This is a genomic window from Methylobacterium sp. C33D (assembly GCF_053345825.1).
Genome location: NZ_JBKFAV010000128.1, coordinates 1 through 554, shown reverse-complemented (window position 1 = coordinate 554; position 554 = coordinate 1). Strand labels below are relative to the sequence as shown.

The window sequence follows — 554 nt, the reverse complement described above, 5'->3', positions numbered from 1 at the left end:
CGCGCAGGGCGTAGTTGGTGGTGTTGCGGCTGTTGGCGTCGAAGCCGTAGCCGGCGTTCACGCCGACGTAGAAGCCGGTCCAGGTGAACACCGGCACCGGCGTGAACACCGGCGGCGGCGCGGCACGGCGCGGCAGGTCGGCGGCGGAGGCCGTGGCGGTCAGGGCAGTGAACGCGGCCAGAGAGGCCAGGATCTTGGTCATGGTTGCGCAGTTCCAGTTGAGGTTTTTGCTGATGTCGACTTATCCGATGCGCCGTCCCAAAGATGTATCTTGCGGGCAACACCTGATAATCCAAATGAAAAGCACGATTGCGATGACTAACGTTTATTAAAGCTGATTTTTTGCTGTAAGACGAATGGCACGCCGCGCCATCCTCCAGTGGTTGTGCGAAACACACCAGCCTGTGAGCTGGCAGTCTGCCGATACCTCACCAAGCGGCCTGGAGGCCGGCGGTGAACACCTGCGCGGTGGCGTTCGGGCGGACATCGCCCGTGTAGCCCACCGACAGCTGCACGCCCTCGGCGACCGCGCCGGTCAGGCTCACCCCCAGCAC

Annotated in this window: 1 pseudogene; it reads right to left on the bottom strand. The window is 63.2% G+C overall.

Annotation, left to right across the window (positions count from 1 at the left end):
• Positions 1–202 (bottom strand): annotated as a pseudogene (locus ACLBXO_RS31690) (porin family protein); the annotation flags it as partial.
• Positions 203–554 lie beyond the last annotated feature (352 nt).